This is a genomic window from Vibrio glycogenivorans (assembly GCF_051660965.1).
Lineage (GTDB): Bacteria > Pseudomonadota > Gammaproteobacteria > Enterobacterales > Vibrionaceae > Vibrio.
Map to the genome: position 1 here is coordinate 201075 of NZ_JBPVIS010000003.1, position 22095 is coordinate 223169.

Genomic DNA, 22095 nt, shown 5'->3' on the forward strand with positions numbered 1-22095 from the left:
TTTTTGTGACATATCAACCAATTCCAATAGCTCAGTGTTTTACTTTCACTCTTTTCACTTATGATTGTGGCGGTCAATCAGGGAATATCGCGCAACAAAACATTTTTGTGCAAGGGCAATTTGGCAGATGTAAATAGCAATCCTGATAAGAGTTACCTTTTGTTGTGTTTGCTTACATTTTAAGTGCGCTTAAATCTTATTACTTTAAGCAGAGTTATCTTCGTCAAATTAAAGACCTCTTTTCGTTGGCAGTTTATCAACCAATACCATTAACCTAGATACATGGAGAAAGTATGAAAACGGATTCAAATAGAGTCGCCATGGGCAAGGTTTGCCTGATGTACTTTTTTTATAATTTCTTTTGGTCACTAAGTACAGGCTCACTATTTGCCGTTTGGTTGAATGACAAGGTTGGCATCGAAGGATCACAAATCGGTCTTCTTTTTGGTTTAAAAGCGGGTATCGCCGTCTTGTTTAAGCCTGCAATGGGCTATGTGATGGACAAGCTGGGGATGAAAAAACACCTGGTTTACTTCATCTCTATCTTAAGTGTCGCGATTGGTCCTTTCTATATTTTTGTCTACGGGCCGCTATTGAGCGATCCCGACACCTTTATGCTCGGCATTCTCGCCGGCTCAGTCTATTTAGGTATGCTGTTCCAAGCTGGCAGTGCAGTCATCGCTTCTTATTGTGACCGTTTTGCTCGCTGCCACAATAACGACTTCGGGCTAGTCAACGGGTTCGGCATCTGCGCTTGGGGGGCATCGGCAATTTTGGGTGGATACCTGTATAATATCGACCCTGATCTACTCTTTTATGCATGCAGCGTTGCAGCGTTCTTAATGTTTGCCTTCGCCATTTCACTGCGAGTGAAGTACCTTGATGACGCCGATAACGAAGTTATCTCAGCAGAAAAAATCCAGCGTCACGATGTCGTCAAGCTATTCAAAAACCCTAAATTCTGGGCGTTCATGACCTATTCAGGCACGATTTCGGTGGTGTTCTGGACATCGATGACCCAATTCACCCGCTACTTTATCGAGTTCTTTCCGACTCAAGAGGCAGGTGTGACCTTCAGCTCGAATATGGATGGCCTGACCGCTATTTTCCTGTTCGGTGTCAGTGCTTGTGTGCCTTTGGTCATAAAAAAAATCGGTGCAAAAGGCAGCTTAATTCTTACTGCCATCGGCATCACCACGTTTTTATTAATGATTGGTTATGCCGGTTTGGGTGAAGAAAAAAACCTCACCTTGGCGATAATCGCAAAATTACTCTTCGGTATCACTAACCCATTGCTCATCGTCTCCGTTTTCGCCTACGTGGCGGAGCAATTTGATAAGAAAGTGAACTCGTTTACTTACATGTTTGGCTTCCAGGTGGTGAACAACATCATGACCGCGATAGCCTCACCAATCATGGGAACCATGTACGATAGTTACGGCTTCCCCATGAGTTATATCTACTGCGGTATTTTTGCCGGCTCTGCAACGATTCTCGCAATGTTTACATTAAGCTCGAAAAAACAATCTCAAGAAACCGTCCAAGATAGCGAGGAAAACGCGCAAACGGTTTCAGCTTAATAGTATCTAAACCATTTTTCTTATAGCCCAACTTACTAAGTGCGGCGACTTTGATATGACCTATCGAGATGTGAACTCGTTAGGAATAGTTTTATAAGTTTGATTAAATAATGTGGTAATAATCATGGAACATAACCTTTCAAGACGTAACATGTTAAAAGCAGTGGGGGGCACCATCGTCGCTGGCGGTGTGGCTCACTATGGATTATCCGGCTCAGGTTCGGTGGCTCACGCTCAAGAGCAAACAGAAATCGCAAAGCCTGCGGACTTTTCAGATAACTGGGGCAATACTAATGACCGTATCTGGCTTGGTGGCGACTACTGGGCTAACCCGATGGATGACTGGATCCTCCGTGACGGTGGCGTCGAGACCGTTCGAGAAGGGGGTAACCGCAGTGTACACCTGTTGACTCATCAGGTGACCAACCCTCAAGGTGGTTTCGAAATGTCGGTGATAGCTCAGCGAATCGACACATTAGATCAAGACGGTGGTGCGTGCTTGCGTATCGGTGCCAAGAGCGATATCAATGAGTATCGAAGCAACCTCTTTGAAGAAAATGGTTACAATGCTGGCTATAAAGGTGACAAGCTTATCCTTGGCACCAAGACCCTGACTTTGAAGGAAGATGTTGGCGAAGGCGAGATCCTGCTTAAGCTGAAGGGCTCTGCCGTAGCCGGTGCTATCACCCTAATCCTAGAAGCCTACTCAGTTAAAAGCGGCGAATTGATTGGCAAACTGACCAATATTGCCGCGAGTAATGAACTGCTTGGAAATATCGGTGTTGTCAGCAACTTCTTAATCCCTTCTACTGGCTCTTACGACCTACCTGCTAAGCTGAGAGGCTCAAACTACCGTTTCCGTGATTGGCAAGTACGCGGCGCCGCATTTACCGTTAAACCAGAACAGCACTTTGGTCCGGTACTATGGTCGATGTACACCGTCAATAAGACCGATAAAGGCCACGACCTTAAGCTGACTGGCTTTACTGGCCCAATGGGTAAAGACGATACTCAAGAGCTAGAGCTGCACCTAAAACAAGATGGTAAGTGGGTGAAACACTCAAGCGCGCCACTCGATCCTGTTGCATGGATTGCCACTTTTGAAATCAAGTCATGGGATGCAACTCAGGCTGTTGACTACAAAGTCGTTTATAAAGAGAAGCACAAAGACGGTAGCTACACCACTGATGAGTGGCCAGGCGTGATTCAAGCCGAGCCTAAGGGACGCCCATTGAAAATGGCTGCGTTTACCTGTCAGAACTACTACTCGTACCCGTATGAGCCACTCGTGAACAACGTTATGCGCAGTAATCCTGACATCTTGTTCTTCTCCGGTGACCAAATTTATGAAAGCCACGGTGGCTTTGGCTTGGTGCGCTCACCAGAAGATAAGTCGATTCTGTGTTACCTACGCAAATACTACCTATTTGGCTGGGCCTTCCGCGACGCTATGAGCATTGCGCCGACCATCTGTATCCCAGATGATCACGATGTTCTTCAGGGTAACTTCTGGGGTGAAGGCGGCGTACCAATGGAAAACCCTGAGCGCGATCCAACCGCCTCAGTCCTAACTGGCTTTATTCACACACCAGGCATGGTAAACGTTGTCCATAAAACTCACACCTCACACCACCCTGCACCTTATGATGCGGCGCCAAAAGAGGCACTCAACGGTATCACTGCCTACTTCGGTGAAATGGTTTATGCCGATGTTGGTTTTGCGATTCTGTCTGACCGCCAATTTAAAACCGGACCTGATAAGGTTGGCGCTGAAGTGGGTGTCACTGGTCAAGACGAAGATCCATTGTATTTCAACCCTGATCTTCACCGAGACGATCTGCAATTGCTTGGGCCAACTCAGGAGCAATTCCTAATCGAGTGGAGTCAAAACTGGGATTCGCAAAAGCTTAAAGCCGCGCTCAGTCAGACAACCTGGGCGAGCCTTTCAACCCATAGCGGTGGTCCAAACAACTACTTGAAATACGACTTCGATGGTAATGGCTGGCCACTCAGTGGTAGAAATCGTGCGATTAACGCCATCCGTGAATCTATGGCACTGCATATCTGTGGTGATACACACCTAGCAACGCTATCTCAATATGGTGTTGAGGAGCAAAGGGATAGTAACTGGGCCTTCGCCGTTCCAGCAATTAGTGCCGGCTGGCAGCGATACTGGCTACCCGATTCTGTCGGTTACAAGCGAGAAAACCCACCAGCACATGGACTACCGCACACTGGTGAATCGACAGACGCCTTCGGTGGGAAAAGCTATGTGTATGCCGTTGCAAACCCTGTTGTAGGTAAGAGTGGTAACCGCTACGTACACGCGAACGAGAAAGGCAGTGGCTTTGGTATCGTTGAGTTTGATACTGAGAAACTGACTTACACCTGTACAGCAATCCGTTACTTAGCCGATATCAGCGATCCTACCCTGGACAACATCTACCCAGGCTGGCCGGTGACTATCGCGCAAAAAGAAAACCGTGGTGAAAACATCCTCAGCTAGGTTTAAAGACTAATTTATCCATTGGCTCATAGGCACACGCACTTCTTCCGTGGCTATGAGCCTTTTTTTTGTCCTCACTTTTTGTGAGGAGAGGTGGGAGTCGAGAGGCGAGAGGCGAGGAAATATCGTGCGCTTCTAGTATGCTCTGACACTTGGCTAACCTACTCGCTTTGAGTTTTTTGTTTAAGGCAAAAGGGAGCCTTGGGTAATCAGAATCAAGCCTCGTTCAAAATATTTCCGCTTAATAAAAACCTAACGTCTATCACACTCTCATCATTATTGATTGGTAGCTCGACCAATATCGGATCAATATGTGATTTTGGTTATCCAAAATCGCATATAGTACATACCATAAAACAACTAAATTATTGTTTATGTGAAACATTGGTAACCCAATACCTAATGGAATGTATAAGGACTATTATGATTAGTACCCAACCAAAGTTATTAGCAGTTGCTATAACCTCACTGTTTGTCGCGTCAGCGTCAATTGCCGCTGTGGTTCCAACTGAAGTGGCGCCGACCACACCTGGTCCAGACAGTCGGTCAGTATTAACCGATATCTCAGCTAAAGGTTATGCCAAGCATAAACTTGATCCTGCATCGGTTGCGACGCTTCCCGTGCCTGCTTTTGCAGGAGAAAATATGACGTGGAAGGAAGAAACTCATATTTCGGATACTTTTGACTACGTCTTCGCGCCGACCAGTGAGCAAGTCGACTTTGGCGATGGCCGTTGGTACAACTTTTATCATAATAGTTGGGACGGTCCAGGCTCGACTTACTGGAAGCACGACCATGTAAAAGTTGAGAATGGCAATCTTGAGTTTATGCTATCTCGCAGTGAGAGCTCGCATAAGCAAGGCAAACCCGGTATCAATTCAGGTTGTATATCGTCGAACAATACGGTCCACTACCCGGCCTATGTTGAAGCTAGTGTGAGTATGCCCGACATCTCGATGGCGACCGCTTTCTGGCTGCTAAGTCCTGACGACACTCAAGAAATTGACATACTCGAAGCTTATCCTGGTGCGGATAATGGCAATAGCTTTTTCGCTGACAAAATTCACCTAAGCCACCACTCCTTTATTCGCACCCCATTCACAGATTATCAGCCTCGCGATGAGGAAAGCTTTTGGAAAAGCAAGATACCAGGTGGGGCTAAATCATGGGGCGAGCATGGTTGGAACAACGGCGATCGCCAATACATGCAAATTGGGGTTAACTGGATAAATCCATGGCACTTTGAGTACTTCATTGACGGTGAGTTGGTACGCGTATTGTACAACAATGCCGTTGCGACTAAAGAGTTCGGGCGTTGGTCATACACCTATCCACAGGTGGGTGAAGACAACAAGCTAGTCGTTAAAGGCTGGCAAGCAATGGATGTCTATAAACAATCGAAAGGTGAATTTGATTTTGATATTTTGAAGGCTGCTAGTGAGGCTTCACCGGCTTCGATTATCGACCCTTATGATTTCCAGAAGGGTAAAGGCTTCAACAAAGAAATGGACATTATCATCAATATGGAATTCCAAGACTGGTGGAACTTTAACCCAACCGATGAAGAGCTGGCGGATAAATCGGGTCGCCGAAATATGCTCGTCGACTGGATACGAGTTTTCAAACCAGTGAAGAATTAGAAGAGGCGAGAAGCGAGAAAATCGCGCGTTTGTAATCTCATCGAACAGGTTAACTCCGTGTACTTTTTTTGTCCGGAGTTACTCTGAGAAAACCTACTGAGATTTGGTTATCTCAGTAGGTTTTTCTTTTGGGTGTTACTTGGAGACGAACTTGATTGGGCGTATTTCGTCGCTGAAGAAAGTGCCGTCGCTGGAGGTGAAGGTGGCTCTTAGTAGGTAGAACTCTCCCTCGGGCAGTTCGCTTGCCGGGATGAGATCATCGACAGCAATTTTGAACGTCGCTTTACCCGATTCGGTATTAAGCACCGTTGAATCCACTAGCACGATGTCTTTTTTCGGCACAGCACGTTTGCGATTAGCATTATACTCAAAGTGGCGCAGCCACAGCTTTACTCCACCCTCGTTAGAAGAGATCACCTGGTTGCCTGTACCCGCATGGTAATCAAGCTCAAACTCTAGGTTTTCCGTAAGCTCGACCGATTTTTTCAGCGTGCTCTTATCAACAAAACGGGCAAATCCAGGGACATTTGGCTCGACAGTGAGATTGACTTGCTCAAAGATATCCGTGTTAGCGCGAGCGTACGCTCTGATTACCACGTCCCCGGCAGATTTCGCGGTGACTTGACCATCTGAGTCAACGGTAGCGATACCCTTGTCACTACTGCGCCATAAAACGCGAGCGTCATCCGGCTGCGCTGGCATGACCTCTAGCGCGAAAGTTTGACTTTGCCCCTCGATCATCTCTGTCTTTTCTGCACTCAACACTAAGGATTTGATTGGTCTTGGCGACCACTCCACGATTTCGAGCACACGTTGAGTTTGTTGACCATTGGCCTGGCTTGATGCGCTAATAGTCGCCGATTGACCCACCTTACCTACTGCAGTCACTTGACCGGACTGATTCACCTTAAGCACGTTATCATTACTGCTTTGCCACACCACTGCATCGTTGCCATTGATAGGTGTGGTGCTCAAGTCAAGGTTCATCACCGCCCCTTGTCGAATATCTTCGCTAATCGCGACAATGGCGATACTCTCCGGGTCAGGCTTATTGGTATCGATTAATTGATTAACCGGTTTGTTTACAAACTCCATCGTCTCGCCGTTACGCCAAGTCACCGTAATCAACTCAATTTCATCGGCCTTATCGAGCCCGAAGTGGACAATATTGAGCAAGCTTTGTGAGAACACCTCCCCAGCTGAGCCAACACGCTGGCGCCAAACGTTGTCTGCCGTTTTCACCTCAACGGTGGCTGATAACGGGTCAACATTATCGCGCGGTGAATACCCTACTCTCACCAAGGTGTGATTACCATTATCCGGAGATTGGTTGCTGTAAAGATACCACTCACCAAAAGCACTACCACTGAGGATATCGAGCTGACCACTCAAGTCAAAATCAAACGCCTGCCCCATATCACCATAGCCAGGACCACCGACATCGGCCGCGCCATGCATAGTCACCGCTTCAAAGCGATCGTTATTATTGAGTAGCATGACATCAGAGATACGATGGTTAAGGTTACCCCAGCGGTAAACCAGCAAATCTTGGCGACCATTGTTGTTAAAGTCACCTCGAGTGACCCCCTGAGTATCGCCGCCCATTGGGATATCCCACTCATGGGATACATCGACGAATTTATCGCCATCATTACGGATCAGGTAATCACGGAAATTGCGGTTAATCGGTTTAAAGTCGAGCTCATAAGAGACCACGCCAGTTAAATTAAATCGATAGGTAAAAAACAGCGTTGATTCTCTGACTAATGCAGCGCGCCATTGACCGTCACCAAGGTAACCGAAATAGGCGCCACTGGCGGACGTGTCTTCAGGCCAGCCCTTGGCATCAGAGGGTGAAAACTCAAACTCCTCACGTGACTGAACGTTGAATGCTTTTTTATCTGCCCCAAGGAAGATTGGGTAATCTTTACCGACAAATGGGAATCGACCAAGGTAATCATAGTTGTCTATCTTTAGGCTACCCGGTGCCTCGAACGTCCACTCCTCGCGCCCAGGGGTCGGGTTCGAGGCGATAGAAAACTGCTGTAGCTCTGGGTCAAAATCCACCATTGGAGACATGCCGTAGCCTTTACCACGAGCAAAGTAGAGATCCTTGCGACCATTATTGTTGATATCAATATCGACGACTGCAGCGATGTTTTTGCTATTGACTAACTCGGGAGGAAATCGGTCGGTGATCTCAGTAAAGGTAAAATCACCATTCCCCAACCATACCGACATGCGGTGATAATGATCATAGAAGATGAAATCATCGATACCATCGTTATTAAGGTCAGTGATCAGGGTCCGTGATGAGACTTGGTTCTGGATATCACCCACATCCATCATCTCAAACTTGCCATTACCCAAGTTCTTGTAAAAATGGTGCTGCGGCTTTTCCCCGTAGAGCCCTTTTTCATTGATCAACACAAGATCCAGCAGGCCATTGTTATCAATGTCTGTCCATTTTGACGCTCGGCCACGGGCACCCATTTCAATGCCAACGTCACCTGTGTAAAGAACAAACTCTCCGTCTTTGTTATGAAAAAAGTTCGCTCGAGTGGGGTTTCGTCCATTCCCTCCTCCTTGAGCCAGGAGCAGGTCCAATTGTCCGGAGTTGTTGTAGTCGCCAAACGATGTGCCATGCAAGTCATGCTTATACCAACGAGAAAGGTTCTTGTGGTGTTTGGTCACCGTACCATCACCATTATTCCAGTAGATCTTGCTTGACTCATCATTATGATTATTAACCACAAAATCGTAATAGCCGTTGTTATTGATATCCGCAACCGATGGTCCGCTAAACTTGAGTGAACTCACCTTATCGAGTCCAGCCTTACGCGAGATATCGACATACTGAGGGATACTAACCGTATCAACATCCTCCAATACAAGGCGCTGAACCTTGATATTTGAGCTCAAGCTTTTAAGTCTAAAATCCACCTCTCCTAGCTGATCAAAGCGCACTAGCGCTGATACGGTCTGCTTACCACTTGCCGGGACGTTTAGGTTATCAATCACCAATTGTTCATTGGCATAAAGGCTAATCGTTGCGTAATCGCCAGAATTATCGAGATCAAAAACCACACGTTTGGTATTGCTACCGGATAAAACGTGCTGGAATGCGACTGGGCTGTTGCGACTGACGAGTAGATCAGTTGCGATTGAAGTCTCAGCAAACACCGATGAGGCAATCAAGCTGCTCGCAAAAACAAAGGGAATCACCCTACTCTTGGGCCAAGTCCTAGGCATAGTTACTCCTGTACAATTGTGTTTTTCATAATCTGTAATTGGGACTTATCCCTTGCAATACCCGATTACAAAGAAGGCTAAGCCCTGCATTTTGATAGATAAGCCACTGTGAGTGTTCAGGAAGACCTCAATGAGTAGCAACACACAAGTTACCCAGTCACCAAAGCTTGGTTAATTTGCTCACGATTTATCCATTAAACCAAAACTTACAATACCCCCCCTAATAAACAACATCGATCTTACTAAAATGTTACCTAGAGCATAAAATGCTATTATAGTTGTTGTTAAGCTTGTGTGGACGGCGTATGGTTTTATTGAAACGTGAGTAACGTTAAGAGAACGTAAATATGGAACTCGATTTCCAAATATCATTCTCTCATAACAGAGGAGAGTACTTTACCTAATAAAAATACATTTGGAACTCAACTCCCAAATATTAAACCAAAGATATACACATAGAGACATAAGTGGGATTAAATTCCCAAACTTGGGGGCAAAACGTAATTAAACGTAGCAGAATGCGACATGACAATTAGCGAATGAGAACCTAAATCTTACATTTTAAGCATTGATAAGACTGTATTTATTTAGATCAAAGACATAGCAAACAGTAACTTTACTCAGGAGAAACATATAGATATTTAACTAACATCGTGCATCAGATGCTCGCATATTATGAATTGATGCATCACTGCCTAGCCAATCGCTATGTAATGGGCACTGTGTAGCATCGCCAAGCCCTGTTCGCCTCTGTGGTCAGGCTAACTTGGGACCGGAGCAAATCTTACATTGCGAGAGTAACAGGCCACTTATGCAAATAGAGTTCGCCTTAAAAGTTAGGAGAACTTAAAAACAATTAAATAGCATGCCGACGGAAACAGTTATATTCCATGGTAGGGACACTTCTATCCAACGCTAATTTAGGCTCCAAGAGGGTTCTCTGTAAGACATGACGAACGTAAAAAGCACCTGTATTTTGTTGGATAATTTAAATTTAGATACGTGAAGTTTCTTTGGTTTTAGGACATACCTGGAACAAGAAAAAGGTCACCTTAGGATTTGATTAGAAAAGTAAGCATCCTGTATTGACCTTATTAATATAAAAACAATACAAAGCCAATCTTTACCCTAACAGAGTCAATTTTAATTGGTAATGATTGTGCAACTTGAATAACCACCCACAATTATTTAGGAAAAGCACAATATGAAATTATTTAAATTGAGCCTTATCGCGTCCGCACTTGGAGCTAGCATAGGTGTTCATGCAGCAGAAGTCGTGATTGAGTCCTTTGAATACCCAGATATGGTCGGAGAAGAGTATTACAGTAATTTTGGTGGCCATCCTAACGAGATTAGTGACAGCTGGTCCTCTGACGGTACTCACTCGTTGCAAGTCGATATGTCAACCGGAGGAAATCTTCAGATCGAACCTGAGTTCGACTGGAGTAGCCAAGAAGTCTTCAAGTTCGGCGCATCAAATCCAACATCACAAGATATTGAGTTCAAAGTCAAATTCGTCGCTACTTCAGATAGCGGAAACAAGGCGCTGGAGCGTGTATTTACTCTTGGGGCCGGAGAATCAAATGACGCTTTCGCTGTTGATTTAACTGATGATGCCCTCCCCGCAGACTTTGTAAAAGCGAATATTTTCCGCATATTCTTCTATCCTTCCGTCAAAGAAGTCGAGGGGACGATGATCTATATCGACCACCTGCGGGCAGATGATGAAGTGGATGGAGATGGCGATGGTGATGGCGACAATGGACCAATTGAAAATCCAAAACTAATTAATGATTTCAGTGGTTACGGTCACACCGACTCGGTATGGCCAGAGGGTCAAGGTAATCAAAATGCGGCATCAGAAAGTGTTCAGGCTAACCCATTAGATGCTGACCTCAATAGTTGGCTTATCGAGTTCGAAGACGGCAAGGTGTTCTCTGAATACTGGGTCAATGATGCGCAAGATTCGAATTGGGATGCTTACGATACGGTCGAAATCACCGTTATCAATACATCTGGATTACCAATGACACTCCTGGCGCGACTACAATCAGGCAATACTGGAGCGGATTTCTACAGCCCGGCCGATATGGCGATCACCGCCGTTGCCACGCCTCAAGTCTTCGCACTTGACTTGGATAGCGAGAGCAATAGAGGTGACAATTTTACTAAAGAATTTGTCGAGTCAATTCGTTTTGCTTTAAGAGGTTACTCACCCAACATCGCTCCATTGTATATCGATAAAATAGAGTTGAAGTCAGGTGATGTCGATGATGAAGAGCAAACGACCATTGAGTCTTTTGATTACCATGATGGCTATGTGATGGGCGGTAACCACTCGGTTAAATCTCAGCAAGTCACCGATGAGTATGACTCGGCAACCCACGGATTATCTTGGAAGCTAGAGTACAATATTCTCAACCAGTATGCTGAAATCACCCCTTCAGAAAACAACTGGGCCGATTGGAAAACACTGGAAATGGATGTGTTAAACCCATCGGATGCGCCTGTTAATGCATCCATCTGGGTACTGACACAAAACAAGTGGAGCGACGAGTACTACTTACAATATCCAGTCACAGTAAAACCAAGTGAAGAAGACCAATTCGAGACCATCATGGTTAACCTTGAGGCCGACATCAAAGGTGAAGAGTTCAATAAAGACCTTGTCCATAGAGTCCAATTTAGACTTGCTGGTTCCGGCGGTGAGTCCGTTGATACTACCCTATACTACGACAATATTGTTGTTTCTAATCGCGACGTTGACACAGGTGAGCCTGGTGAACCAGGAGAGGAACAAGTGGTCGAGGACTTTGAAAGTAGACTCGGTACAACGCCTGTTTATCACGTAGCTAACGAAGTGGTATATATGGAAGAAGAAGGCTTCAATGCCCTCATGGTCAATTTCACTCAAAAAACGAGAAACTCAGGCATATTTTTCCCTTATGCCACTAATGACATAATTCCAGTGCGCAACGCAAAAGTGTTCAAGGTCGATGTTCTAAATGAATCCAAGAACGCTGAGTGGGTTAAGTTTGAGATAGGTTCAAGCAATTGCGCACAAAACCAGTGCTACTCAGTTGCTTCAAAACTCATTCCTGCCGATGGTCAATGGCATACGATAGAGTTTTCTATCGCTGATGGTGCTCTAAGCGACTTCGACCAAGCTTTAGCCAGCAAATACCGCGTAGGAACGCCTAACGCATATTCTGGCAATCAAACAAAGATTTATCTGAACAATCTGCGTGTAGCGGATGCACTTGAAGGTGAAGGCGACCACGGCGACAAAGTGATCAACACCATTCCTGAGTACAAAAACGAAGGTGGTAGTTTTGGTTTGTTCAGCTTACTACTGATGCCTCTGATGGTGTTGCTGCGCCGCAGAAAATAGTCAGTAGTTAATGATGTGGCCTGGTGCCACAGCATAGAAAGTAATAAATAATAGTAGAGGTGTGCTCCTATCCATGCTTCTATTATTCCTCAATAGAGGCGTGTCCCTATCCACGCCTCTATTTTTTTGTTCTGCGATCAGGCAAAGTACGCGACAGGCGCTCTCTTTTGCGCCATTATTCAGACGTGAAGTTGCCCGTGCCTTTTAAGCTCTCGATGCGTGAGCGAGTCAAAGCTCTGTAGTTAGCTCAGTAAAAATAGAAGATCATGCAGATTATCGACAAAGATATGCGCCTTAGTCGAAGCTAAAGGAATGTAACTGGCGCAACGTTGAACCTATCAGGCAGAGTTAACAGCCTAGCTGCACCGTGATCTTAGCGGCCGCTTCTTGGAGTTTATTGATCAACTCTTCAGCATCAACCTTATCGTTGAGCGGGGAAGGCATTGAGGAAATAGACAGTGATGCAATCACGAGACCTTCAGGTTGACCGATAAGCGTCGAGTACTCCTCGGCACCTGCCACGAACGGGCTTGGAGCCAATACAAAACCCTGCTCTCTTATATCGGTAAGCTCTTGTGCCAGTGCTTCCTGTTTTGCTTGAGACATGTTCTGGTACGCGCTATCGCGTTCCAAAATCATATCGCTAACCTCTGGCTTACTGTTGGCAAGTAAGATCTTACCCGGGCATGTCGACATGGTGGAAATCAACGTACCTTCAGCGATCGAGAGTGAAACAGGCTCATGACTAGATGCATGAACGATCACCATGGTCTGACTCTGATACAGCATGGTGAGGTAACAAGAACAACCAGTAGAAAACGCCAAATCTTCCATATGCGGCAGGGCGAACTGGCGAACCTTATGCACCGGACTGATGCGACGAGAAAGGTTGTAGAGTTTTAGAGAGATTCGGTACTTACCCGAAACCTCTTCTCGGTAAAGGTAGCCTCGTGCCTCTAAACCAACCAACACTCGGTAGATCTCATTGGCACTGCGCCCCAGCGCGGTAGAGATTTCTGCCTGAGAGCGTGGCGACTCCTGCGATGCAAGATATTCAATGATGTCGAGACCTTTGTCCAACGCGGGCACTGCGTATTTGTTGGTTGGTGTTTTTTCTGCCATTTGTATATCCTGCTTTAACTAACACTAAAGCCGAGGACAGACCCTCGGCTTTACTTACTGACTTTAAACTTGGGCTATTTTAGCCAAAGTTGACATAGAATGTCTTCTTCTCTAAGTACTGTTCGAAGCCATATTTACCATCTTCGCCACCAGTACCACTTAGCTTGTAGCCATTGTGGAAGCCTTGGTGCTGTTCGCCGTGGCCACGGTTAACGTAGATCTCACCACACTCAAGCTCGTGAGTTAGACGTTGTACGTACTTCATGCTTTGCGTACAGATCATGGTTGCCAGACCGTATTCGCTGTCGTTGGCATAGCCAACCACTTCTTCGAACGTATCGAACTTAAGCACTGGAAGGATTGGGCCAAACGCTTCTTCGTGAACGATAGTCATCTTCTGAGTTACATCACCAAGCACGGTAGGCTCGAACCAGAAACCTTTATCGAAATCGCCACCAGTAATGCGCTTACCACCATGAAGAAGTTTCGCACCCTCATCAATCGCTTGAGCAACAAGTTCTTCCATGTGCTCTAGCTCACGACGGTTAACTTTTGGTCCCATGTCTGATTCAGGATCCATTGGGTTACCCACTTTGATCGCCTGAACCTTCTCCATGAAGATCGCCATAAACTCATCGTAAACACTGCTGTGAACGTACATACGCTCGTTACAAGTACAAACCTGACCACAGTTATCAAAGCGTGAGTGAAGTGCTGCCGCCGCGGCTTGCTCAAGGTCCGCATCTTCCATAACGATAAACGGTGCTTTACCACCGAGTTCAAGCTGTACGTGCGCCATGTTATTCGCAGAAGCTTTGATAATGTGTTGACCAACAGGCGTAGAGCCGGTCATTGTCACCATATTCGTCAATGGGTGACCAGTCAGCGCGCCACCTAGGCTAGCACCACCACCAGTAACAATGTTAAGCACACCCGCTGGAATACCTACTTTTTCAGCTAGGAAACCAAGCTCAAGTGTTGCAAGTGGTGTTTCAGATGTTGGTTTAACAACAATAGCGTTACCCGCAACCAATGCTGGACCAATTTTACGACCAGCTAGTGCTAGTGGGAAGTTCCATGCAGTAATCGCAACAACCACACCACGTGGGATTTTTTGAATCCAGATGTGCTCGTTTTCATTATCAGATTGAACGATATCACCGTCCATTTGACGTGCCCAGTCACAGGCATAATCGATAAATGAAGCCGTTACATCGACCTCACCCAGTGCAACGCGGTGAAGTTTACCTTGTTCTGTTACTAGCAACTCTGCCAAGTATTCACGATTATTGCGGATCTCTTGGGCAAACTTACGTAGCAGCTCAGCACGTTGACGAGCTGGTACACGCTTCCACTCACTCTGCGCCTTTTTCGCAACTTCAAGTACATAATCAGCATCAGCCTGATCAGCGTCTTGAATTTCTGCAATCACTTCCTCTGTCGAAGGACTGATAACTTGGTCAACTTTGCCGTTTTTCGCATCAATCCATTCGCCATTTACAAACATTTGGTAACGTTTCATAGCTATTCCTAATTTAAACTTATCGTGACAGCTAGACTTGAACTGGATAGCCAAACATCCAACTGGTTAACCACATATTACCACTAATCGACCAGTTGTATGTGCGCCAAATCTAACTTTTGTGATTTACCTCGGACAATCAAGCAGATTGACGGTGTTTTAGGCAAAAGAATTAGATTTCCTGTGCAAAGAACAAGTCATCCAACTCGGGGCTCGCATCTTCAGCAATCACCAGCTTCATCAATTCCTGACGGCTTTGCTCAATATGATTCCAAACCGCTTGGCGTGCCTCTTCAGGATTACGCTTCTGCAGTGCAACGAAGATACGCTTATGATCCTCAATCCAGGTGTTTTTTAGTTTCTCTTCATGGAGATACTTTTGATTCAGCTCTCGCCACAATGGGTTTTGAATCCGCACTGAACTCCACATCTGAGTAGCCTGGTTGATCAATACACGATTCTGCGTTGATTCTGCAATCATGTGATGGAATGTTTGGTCAAGCTCTTCAAACTTAGCGCTGTTGCCATTAATCTCTTTTTCCTGCTGCACCAGTATCTTTTTCAGTGCTTGCAGTTCATTAAATTTAATTTGGCTCGCAGCGAAAGCAGCAATTGTACTTTCAATGACTTGACGAGCCTGAAGCAACTCAAACGGGCCGACATCACTCTTGGGTGCTAGAATAGGTTGTACTTTTTGATCTTCAACATCAATAAAGTAGATACCTGCCCCCTGCTTAACTTCAACCAAGCCCTTGAGTTCTAACATTATTATCGCCTCACGAATCGTAGCACGACTCGTATCCAGCATGTCACTCAGTTCACGCTCAGAAGGAAGGCGCTCACCAACCTTAAAAACACCCGATTCCAGCAGACCTTCGATCTGGGTACCCACATCAAAATATCTGCGTTTATTGATTAATTCTGCCATAAGATAATTCAAACCCGTCACTATAACTGGTCAACACAAAAGCCCATTGACCCACCAATAATGCCTATTGGTAATAAAGTAAAACAACAATGACACTTATATTACCGAATACGTGCTGCTAAACGTTGACCAAAGTCTAATTATAAGACCAATGTCGCATTTAGTTGTAGAAACTGTAAATTTATCAATAAAACTGGTTGACCACAGGTCACAACCGGTTTATCTTTAATCCCGACAGCAAAGTGTTCTCTTACACCTTGTAAGAGAGGTCCATTAGCAGGTGGGTACATGGGGGTACAATCTGCAGTTTTCGCCCTGTGCTTTTAAAGCGCAGGGCTTTTTTTTTCCCTTGGGGAAGAGGCGAGAGGCGGGAACGCTTTGCTGCGAGAGGCGAGGTGTGATCGTGGGTATTCTTGCTGTTAAAGAAGCAATTATGTACGCTTTGCTCTTTTGGTTTACAACAACGACTCAATCATTCATAGCTAGGTTTTCTCGCAATCTTGACGGCTTCCTATTCTCGTGCACAGATAAGCACGACCTCAGCATTGCTGAAGGCGTTTTTATAAGGCTCACACAAGACCGTTGAGACAAATACTTATTTTGAATATCGAATGCCATTTCGCCCGTCATGTTATTAAGCCAAACATGACGGGTGAAGCTCAATACTGAGCTTCACCCCTTTACTGGTATTTAGCCTACTGGCTTAAGTGCTAGTGAGACCAAACCATTTGTGCTAACAGTTTTCTGGGGTCTCTCCTTCCGCGACAGGCGGCACAATGCACACTGGGTATACTGCTTTCTGAAAGTCCTCACCACTCTCACTCTTACCCACTACGTACAGATAGTAGAATTGGTTTTCTGGTAAATGTTCCGACGGCACCAAACCAGCTTGTGCGAACCCAGGCAAGTCTAACTCATAGGTCACTGTCCCAAGGTCGGTTCCAATTGTCTCTGCTATTACATCGAATGCCTCGCCACTTGACTGGCCGTTGTAATCTTTCACAACCTGCCAATTCTCAAGTAGACGGAAAAACACTCGAATCCCGCCAGATAATGTGTCATTGGACCCTGCGTGATAGCTCAAATTTACCAAAAGAGGTTTATCGATTGGATTAGCTTTTGTTTTATAGTACCAGTCAGTATTGTCAAAAACGACAAACGGAGATTGATACTCTTCAACGTCAAAGCTTATCGTGTCAGTCACCATGTTAGGTTGTTCACTTCCGTTAGCCGAGGCCACAATGTCAACCCTGCCCTCGGTCACGCCCGTGACCTTGCCATCAACCGATACACGCGCGATACTGTCGTCGGAACTACTCCAGCTTACCGTAGCGTCATCCGGTTTCTCCAGTGGATCACTTGCAGTCAACACAAAGTCAAGTTCCACTTCCGTACCAACATATAAGTATGTTCCATCATGCTCGATCTGAATGTCAGTGACATAGTTAGGATCGAAATCACCTACAGAAATAGCGATTGTCTGCTCGACACTGGTGTCTTCGCTTGATTGGACAGTGATAGTGGCATCACCTTCACTCACCCCTGTGATATTTCCTAATTGATCAACCGTCGCCACCGCTGGATTACTCGAGTGGTAGGTAACAGATGTCAGCGCATTAAGCGGAGTAAATGACGGCTCAAGCTGATATTGCTCGTCAACTCGCAGCTTCTTCTCATCCCTTTCAAGCTCAATAGACACAGGTAGTGGTGAATCACCATTCGCTGACAACAAAGTTGAATTGACACTTGGTTTAGTGAAGGTAACGACTTCACCATTTCGCCAAGTTACTGTCGCTTTATCAACAGACTCTGAGAAATCTAAACCAAAGTGAGTTAAATTCATCACCCCTTGTGAGAAGACTTCACCACGCGAACCAACTCGATGTGACGGTGTTGTCCCTGAAGCGGTTTCGATCACTACTTTAGCGCCCATCGGGTCGATATTGCCCACAGGGCTGTAACCAACATCGATGTTTAGGAAGTTGCCATGATCAGCGGTGGCGTTTTTGTACAGGTACCATTTCCCTTGCTCGTTACTACCATTGAGCAGATCGACCCGACCGTTGCGGTCAAAATCAAACGCTTGCCCCATATCGCCATGACCAGGATCCAATACGTCATGTGCGCCATGCGCCGTGGTAATTTCAAAGCCCTCTCCATTATTGATCAACAACAGGTCGCGAATACGCTCTTTAAGGAACCCGTAGCGGTGAATAAATAGATCGTTCCATCCATTGTTATTAAAATCACCAAAGGTTACGCCCCAGTGGTTGCCGCCTTTAGGAATATTCCATTCCTCAGAGGCATCAACAAATTTTTCGCCATCATTAATTAATAGGATGTCGTTTACGTTACGATTATTTGGTATCCAGTCCATCGAAACATCATTAACATTTTCAATGGTAAAGCCAACCATCCAATATACGTTTTGATCGCGGACCCATTCTACTTTCCATTGACCATCACCGAGGTGACCAATATAAAAACCATTTTGGTCACGTTGTTCTGGCCAACCCTCAGCGTCTGCTGGTGAAATATCAAGGAAATGAGGGGCATCTTTCATATCAGGATGTAATTGGTTTTCCTGAAAGCCCTCTGCATAAACCCATTTCTTATCTTTGTCACTACCAAGATAAATTGGATAGCCATCATTATATTGACGATAGGTTAACTCTAGATTTTTTAAAGTAATTGTACTGCCTGGATCAGTGGCTAAATCAACCAGTGTTTCACCTTTTTCTCCATCATCACGAACATCGAACTGTTTGGTGGTTGGATTAAAATCATAGGACTTTCTGGATAATTGATATTCTGGTAGCCCGCGAGATAGATAAAGATCCGATAAGCCATTATTGGTCAAATCCATATCCGCAGCGGCCTGGACTTGATGTAGACCGTGGACATTCGCAGGCAGCCAATCTGCTGTTACGTCAGTGAAGGTAAAGTCACCATTGTTCTGCCAAAGCGACAGAGGTGAGAACAGCATCAGATCTTGGTAACCATCATCGTTAAAGTCGAGTACGAGAACCCTTTCACCGCCTGCTCTTTCGATACCTGCTACCCTAACTTGTTCAAACGTACCATCGCCTAGGTTGCGATAGAACAACTGTTGTGGCCCATCGTAGTTAGGTGTCATTGCATTAACCAAGACTAAATCGAGTAGTCCATTATTGTTCAGGTCGACCCACCGAGGCGCTCTCCCTCGAGCCGGTGTGTTGATACCCGCATTGTTCTCGACTTCTACAAACGTTCCACCCTCATTTTTTAACAATATATAAGAAGAAGGACTGGTGCCATTGGCGCCACCCATTGCCACCATCAGATCTAAGTGTCCGTTGTTAGTGTAGTCGCCAAGAGCCGTACCATGATAGTCTCTTGGCCAATCCCACTGTGGCTTAACATCAACACTTTGCCCACTATGGTTAGTCATTAATTGTGGTGCAATAAAGTTATGATTGTTCAGTACAGCGTCGTAAAAACCATTCCCCTCGAAATCACCAACAGAAGGGCCGCCATACTTGTATGTGACCTCGGTTTCTAAACCGATATCGCTGGAAGCGTCGTAAAAACTCGGCAAGGTCATTTCATTAAGTGGAGTCGCAGTAACGGACTTGAGCGTCACCGTGCCGTTACGCACCGCAACCGACAATACCTCTCCATCATCACTCGATGAAGTTGTGAGCTTGTCTGCCGGAAGCTGAGCAACTAGTCGCAACTTGTGCTCCCCTTGTGAAGGTATATCGACATTATCAATTAGGATCGTATCGCCGCTCATAATACTAATGGAGGCAAAGTTTGACGTTATTTCAACATCCAACTCAAATGCTTGCAGCACCTCAGGTGAAATAACATCAACACTAATATCTATATCATCCCCAACCTCTATTTGCGCAGGTAAACTGACAACGTCGCTACCATTATCTCGGTCTCCATTGCTATTATCACTATTACAACCTGCTAATATAGCAGCGGAAAGTGCTAGCATGCGAATTCCCACTGGGGAAATTACGTTATACTTCTTCATATGACAATCATTCCTTATGTATTGGAATTTTAATATTGTCATTCGACCACAAAAATTATCGTGATTCATAACTCAAGCTTTATATTACAGAATATATCTGACCAATTTATGTGGAATAGGTCGACAATGTAATTTACATTACTAAAGTTTATTAATTTTTAATTACAAAGTTAAATTAATACAAACAATTACGAGAGCTTACAAATAACCTTGACATGCTATATTAGCAGTTAAAATCATATATTTTCCATTAACGTTATAATATAACACCCACTATTGTTATAGTGTAACAATAGTGGGTGTTATATTACAACTCATTACTTATGTTTTTAATGACATAAAAATAAAAACCGCCTAATCGTACTAGCCGATTAGGCGGTTTGAGTTAGTCTAAACGACAGACTAAATTAGAACCCTTGATGGAATGGGACGTTGTTTTTAAGGTTAATAATCTGTTTAAGGATCACATCCTCCGGCGCGTCACGCTTGTACTTGTCGGTATCTTTGGCATCCATGACCAAACTAAATACCTCATACCCATTATCTTGAGCAATCTGATAGAAAAAATCCAAATCACTGTTCTTAGAGAATGAGTTAGTGACAGCGATCTTCTCCACCTTGTCACGCATCAGTTGCACTACAGACTCACGACAATATTCATCAGCATGTACTTTAAGTTTAGCGTCAAACTTGTTCATCCCATAGCGAGCATAATAGTCCCAGCAAGACACAACATTGTTACAAATAGTATTGGCAAATTCTGTTTTACCTGTGCCAAATGGGCCACGCACGATATAAAGACATTTCATTGAATTATCCTCTTTCGATTAACAGACTAGGCTGTAACGGGTTCGCTTTGTTCTTCTGTTTTCGGAGCATCCTTTGGTGAGCTCAGAGTAAAGAAGGCAAGGATGGTTGCAGCCAGTGAGAACAGACCGAAGTAGATGTAACTCATTGGGAAACCGTAGATATCGTACATATTGCCCATAAATGGCGCAGCAATCGCGGTCATGATGTTGTTGATGACCTGGAAACCAAACATGTAGGTAAACGAGTTCACTTTCTTATCGAACTGCTCGGCGATATAAGCAAACACTGAAACGATAAGCAGCGGGTTAACAATACCAAACAGCAGTTTTGCGCCAATCGCGATCGGTAGGTTTTTCTCACCCAAACCAGCGTAACCGATAAGCAATAGACAAGCGGTGATACCGAATGCCGTTAGGATCAAGCTGCCCTTACTACCGATACGTTTAATCACGAATGGTACGCTAGCACTGACGAAGAATAGGAAGACCGATGTCAAACCGTCCATGTTCGAGCTAAATGTGATGCCCTCTTCCTGAGTCGGGAAGAAGCTGACGAAATAACGAGTAAACTGCGTCATCGATGTCCAGAAAACCACTGAAATCGTACCCGCATAGGTCATAAATGCCCACATTTTTGGATTTTTCAGCAGCGTAATAACATCTGATCTTTGAATTTTCTCAGCAGAGAGAACCTCATTATCAACCGTTTCAAGATGCTTAACTCGCAGGGTGAAGGCAAAGAACAGCATCAAACATGCAGCGATACTTGCAGCAACGAAAATAAGGTTAGGATCAATATTGTAAAGGAAACCAGCGAGAACCGCTGATACACCCCAAGCAGCAATACCAAAGCCATTGACCAAACCGAAGTCATTATTGTGGCAACGGGCGAAACGGTCAGAGTAAGAACAGATTACACCACTGCCCGCCTGGAATAGCATGCCTAAGTAACAAGCACCGATAATAACGCCGGCCCAGAACGTGGCATCATTACCAAGTAAAGGAGCGTAGACATAAAGATAGAATGGACCAATAAGGACACTCAGTACCGCAATAAAGTACAGCAAGTGCTTTTTCAGCCCCAGTTTGTCCATGATATAACCCATCGCAGGTTTAAAGAGCACGGCAATACCGGTTTGTAGACCAAATAACACACCAATTTGAGACCCATCAATGCCAACTCTGTCGTTTAGCCAAACAGCAAACAAAGAGCCGGAGGTCAGAGACCAAAAGAAGTTATAGAAAAAGTACATCAGGCATAGCTTGCCCATTGCCACTCTATTTGAATCGGTTTTCATAGTTACTCCGTTACGTTCCTTT

General features: G+C 45.1%; 11 protein-coding genes. 4 read left to right on the top strand and 7 right to left on the bottom strand.

Annotation, left to right across the window (positions count from 1 at the left end):
• Window positions 1-293: 293 nt before the first annotated feature.
• The 3 genes from ACSTTG_RS09070 (at window position 294) to ACSTTG_RS09080 (ending at window position 5727) form a co-directional block, all read left to right on the top strand.
• Window positions 294-1580 carry an oligosaccharide MFS transporter gene (locus ACSTTG_RS09070; RefSeq protein WP_438474553.1) on the top strand — a complete coding sequence of 429 codons (1287 nt, stop codon included), beginning with the start codon at window positions 294-296 and terminating at the stop codon, window positions 1578-1580.
• Between the two features lie 124 nt (window positions 1581-1704).
• The gene (locus ACSTTG_RS09075) at window positions 1705-4086 is read left to right on the top strand and encodes an alkaline phosphatase D family protein (protein WP_438474554.1); all 2382 of its coding nucleotides are present in this window, start codon (window positions 1705-1707) and stop codon (window positions 4084-4086) included.
• 423 nt (window positions 4087-4509) lie between these two features.
• Complete coding sequence (locus tag ACSTTG_RS09080) at window positions 4510-5727, top strand: LamG domain-containing protein (protein WP_438458768.1); 1218 nt, start codon at window positions 4510-4512, stop codon at window positions 5725-5727.
• A gap of 135 nt (window positions 5728-5862) precedes the next feature.
• On the opposite strand, the gene ACSTTG_RS09085 is transcribed toward ACSTTG_RS09080, so the two are convergent.
• Window positions 5863-8979: an FG-GAP-like repeat-containing protein gene (locus tag ACSTTG_RS09085; protein ID WP_438474555.1), complete on the bottom strand. Its 3117-nt coding sequence runs from the start codon at window positions 8977-8979 to the stop codon at window positions 5863-5865.
• 1204 nt (window positions 8980-10183) lie between these two features.
• On the opposite strand from ACSTTG_RS09085, the gene ACSTTG_RS09090 reads away from it, so the two are divergent.
• Window positions 10184-12370 (top strand): GlyGly-CTERM sorting domain-containing protein, encoded by a 2187-nt coding sequence (locus ACSTTG_RS09090; RefSeq protein WP_438474556.1) that lies wholly within the window; start codon window positions 10184-10186, stop codon window positions 12368-12370.
• Window positions 12371-12718: 348 nt separating this feature from the next.
• Here the strand turns inward: ACSTTG_RS09090 and ACSTTG_RS09095 are convergent, their stop codons facing one another.
• From ACSTTG_RS09095 to ACSTTG_RS09120, 6 genes are all read right to left on the bottom strand, one after another.
• A complete protein-coding gene (locus tag ACSTTG_RS09095) occupies window positions 12719-13492 on the bottom strand; it encodes an IclR family transcriptional regulator (RefSeq protein ID WP_438458765.1) in 774 nt (257 codons plus the stop codon).
• A gap of 79 nt (window positions 13493-13571) precedes the next feature.
• On the bottom strand, window positions 13572-15014 hold the full coding sequence (gene aldA, locus ACSTTG_RS09100; protein ID WP_438458764.1) for an aldehyde dehydrogenase: 1443 nt from the start codon (window positions 15012-15014) through the stop codon (window positions 13572-13574).
• 172 nt (window positions 15015-15186) lie between these two features.
• Window positions 15187-15942: an FCD domain-containing protein gene (locus ACSTTG_RS09105; RefSeq protein WP_438458763.1), complete on the bottom strand. Its 756-nt coding sequence runs from the start codon at window positions 15940-15942 to the stop codon at window positions 15187-15189.
• Between the two features lie 733 nt (window positions 15943-16675).
• Window positions 16676-19966: an FG-GAP-like repeat-containing protein gene (locus tag ACSTTG_RS09110; RefSeq protein ID WP_438474557.1), complete on the bottom strand. Its 3291-nt coding sequence runs from the start codon at window positions 19964-19966 to the stop codon at window positions 16676-16678.
• 407 nt (window positions 19967-20373) lie between these two features.
• A complete protein-coding gene (locus ACSTTG_RS09115; RefSeq protein WP_438458761.1) occupies window positions 20374-20775 on the bottom strand; it encodes a hypothetical protein in 402 nt (133 codons plus the stop codon).
• 26 nt (window positions 20776-20801) lie between these two features.
• Window positions 20802-22073, bottom strand: coding sequence for an oligosaccharide MFS transporter (locus ACSTTG_RS09120; protein WP_438458760.1), 1272 nt, complete (start codon window positions 22071-22073; stop codon window positions 20802-20804).
• Window positions 22074-22095: the final 22 nt, after the last annotated feature.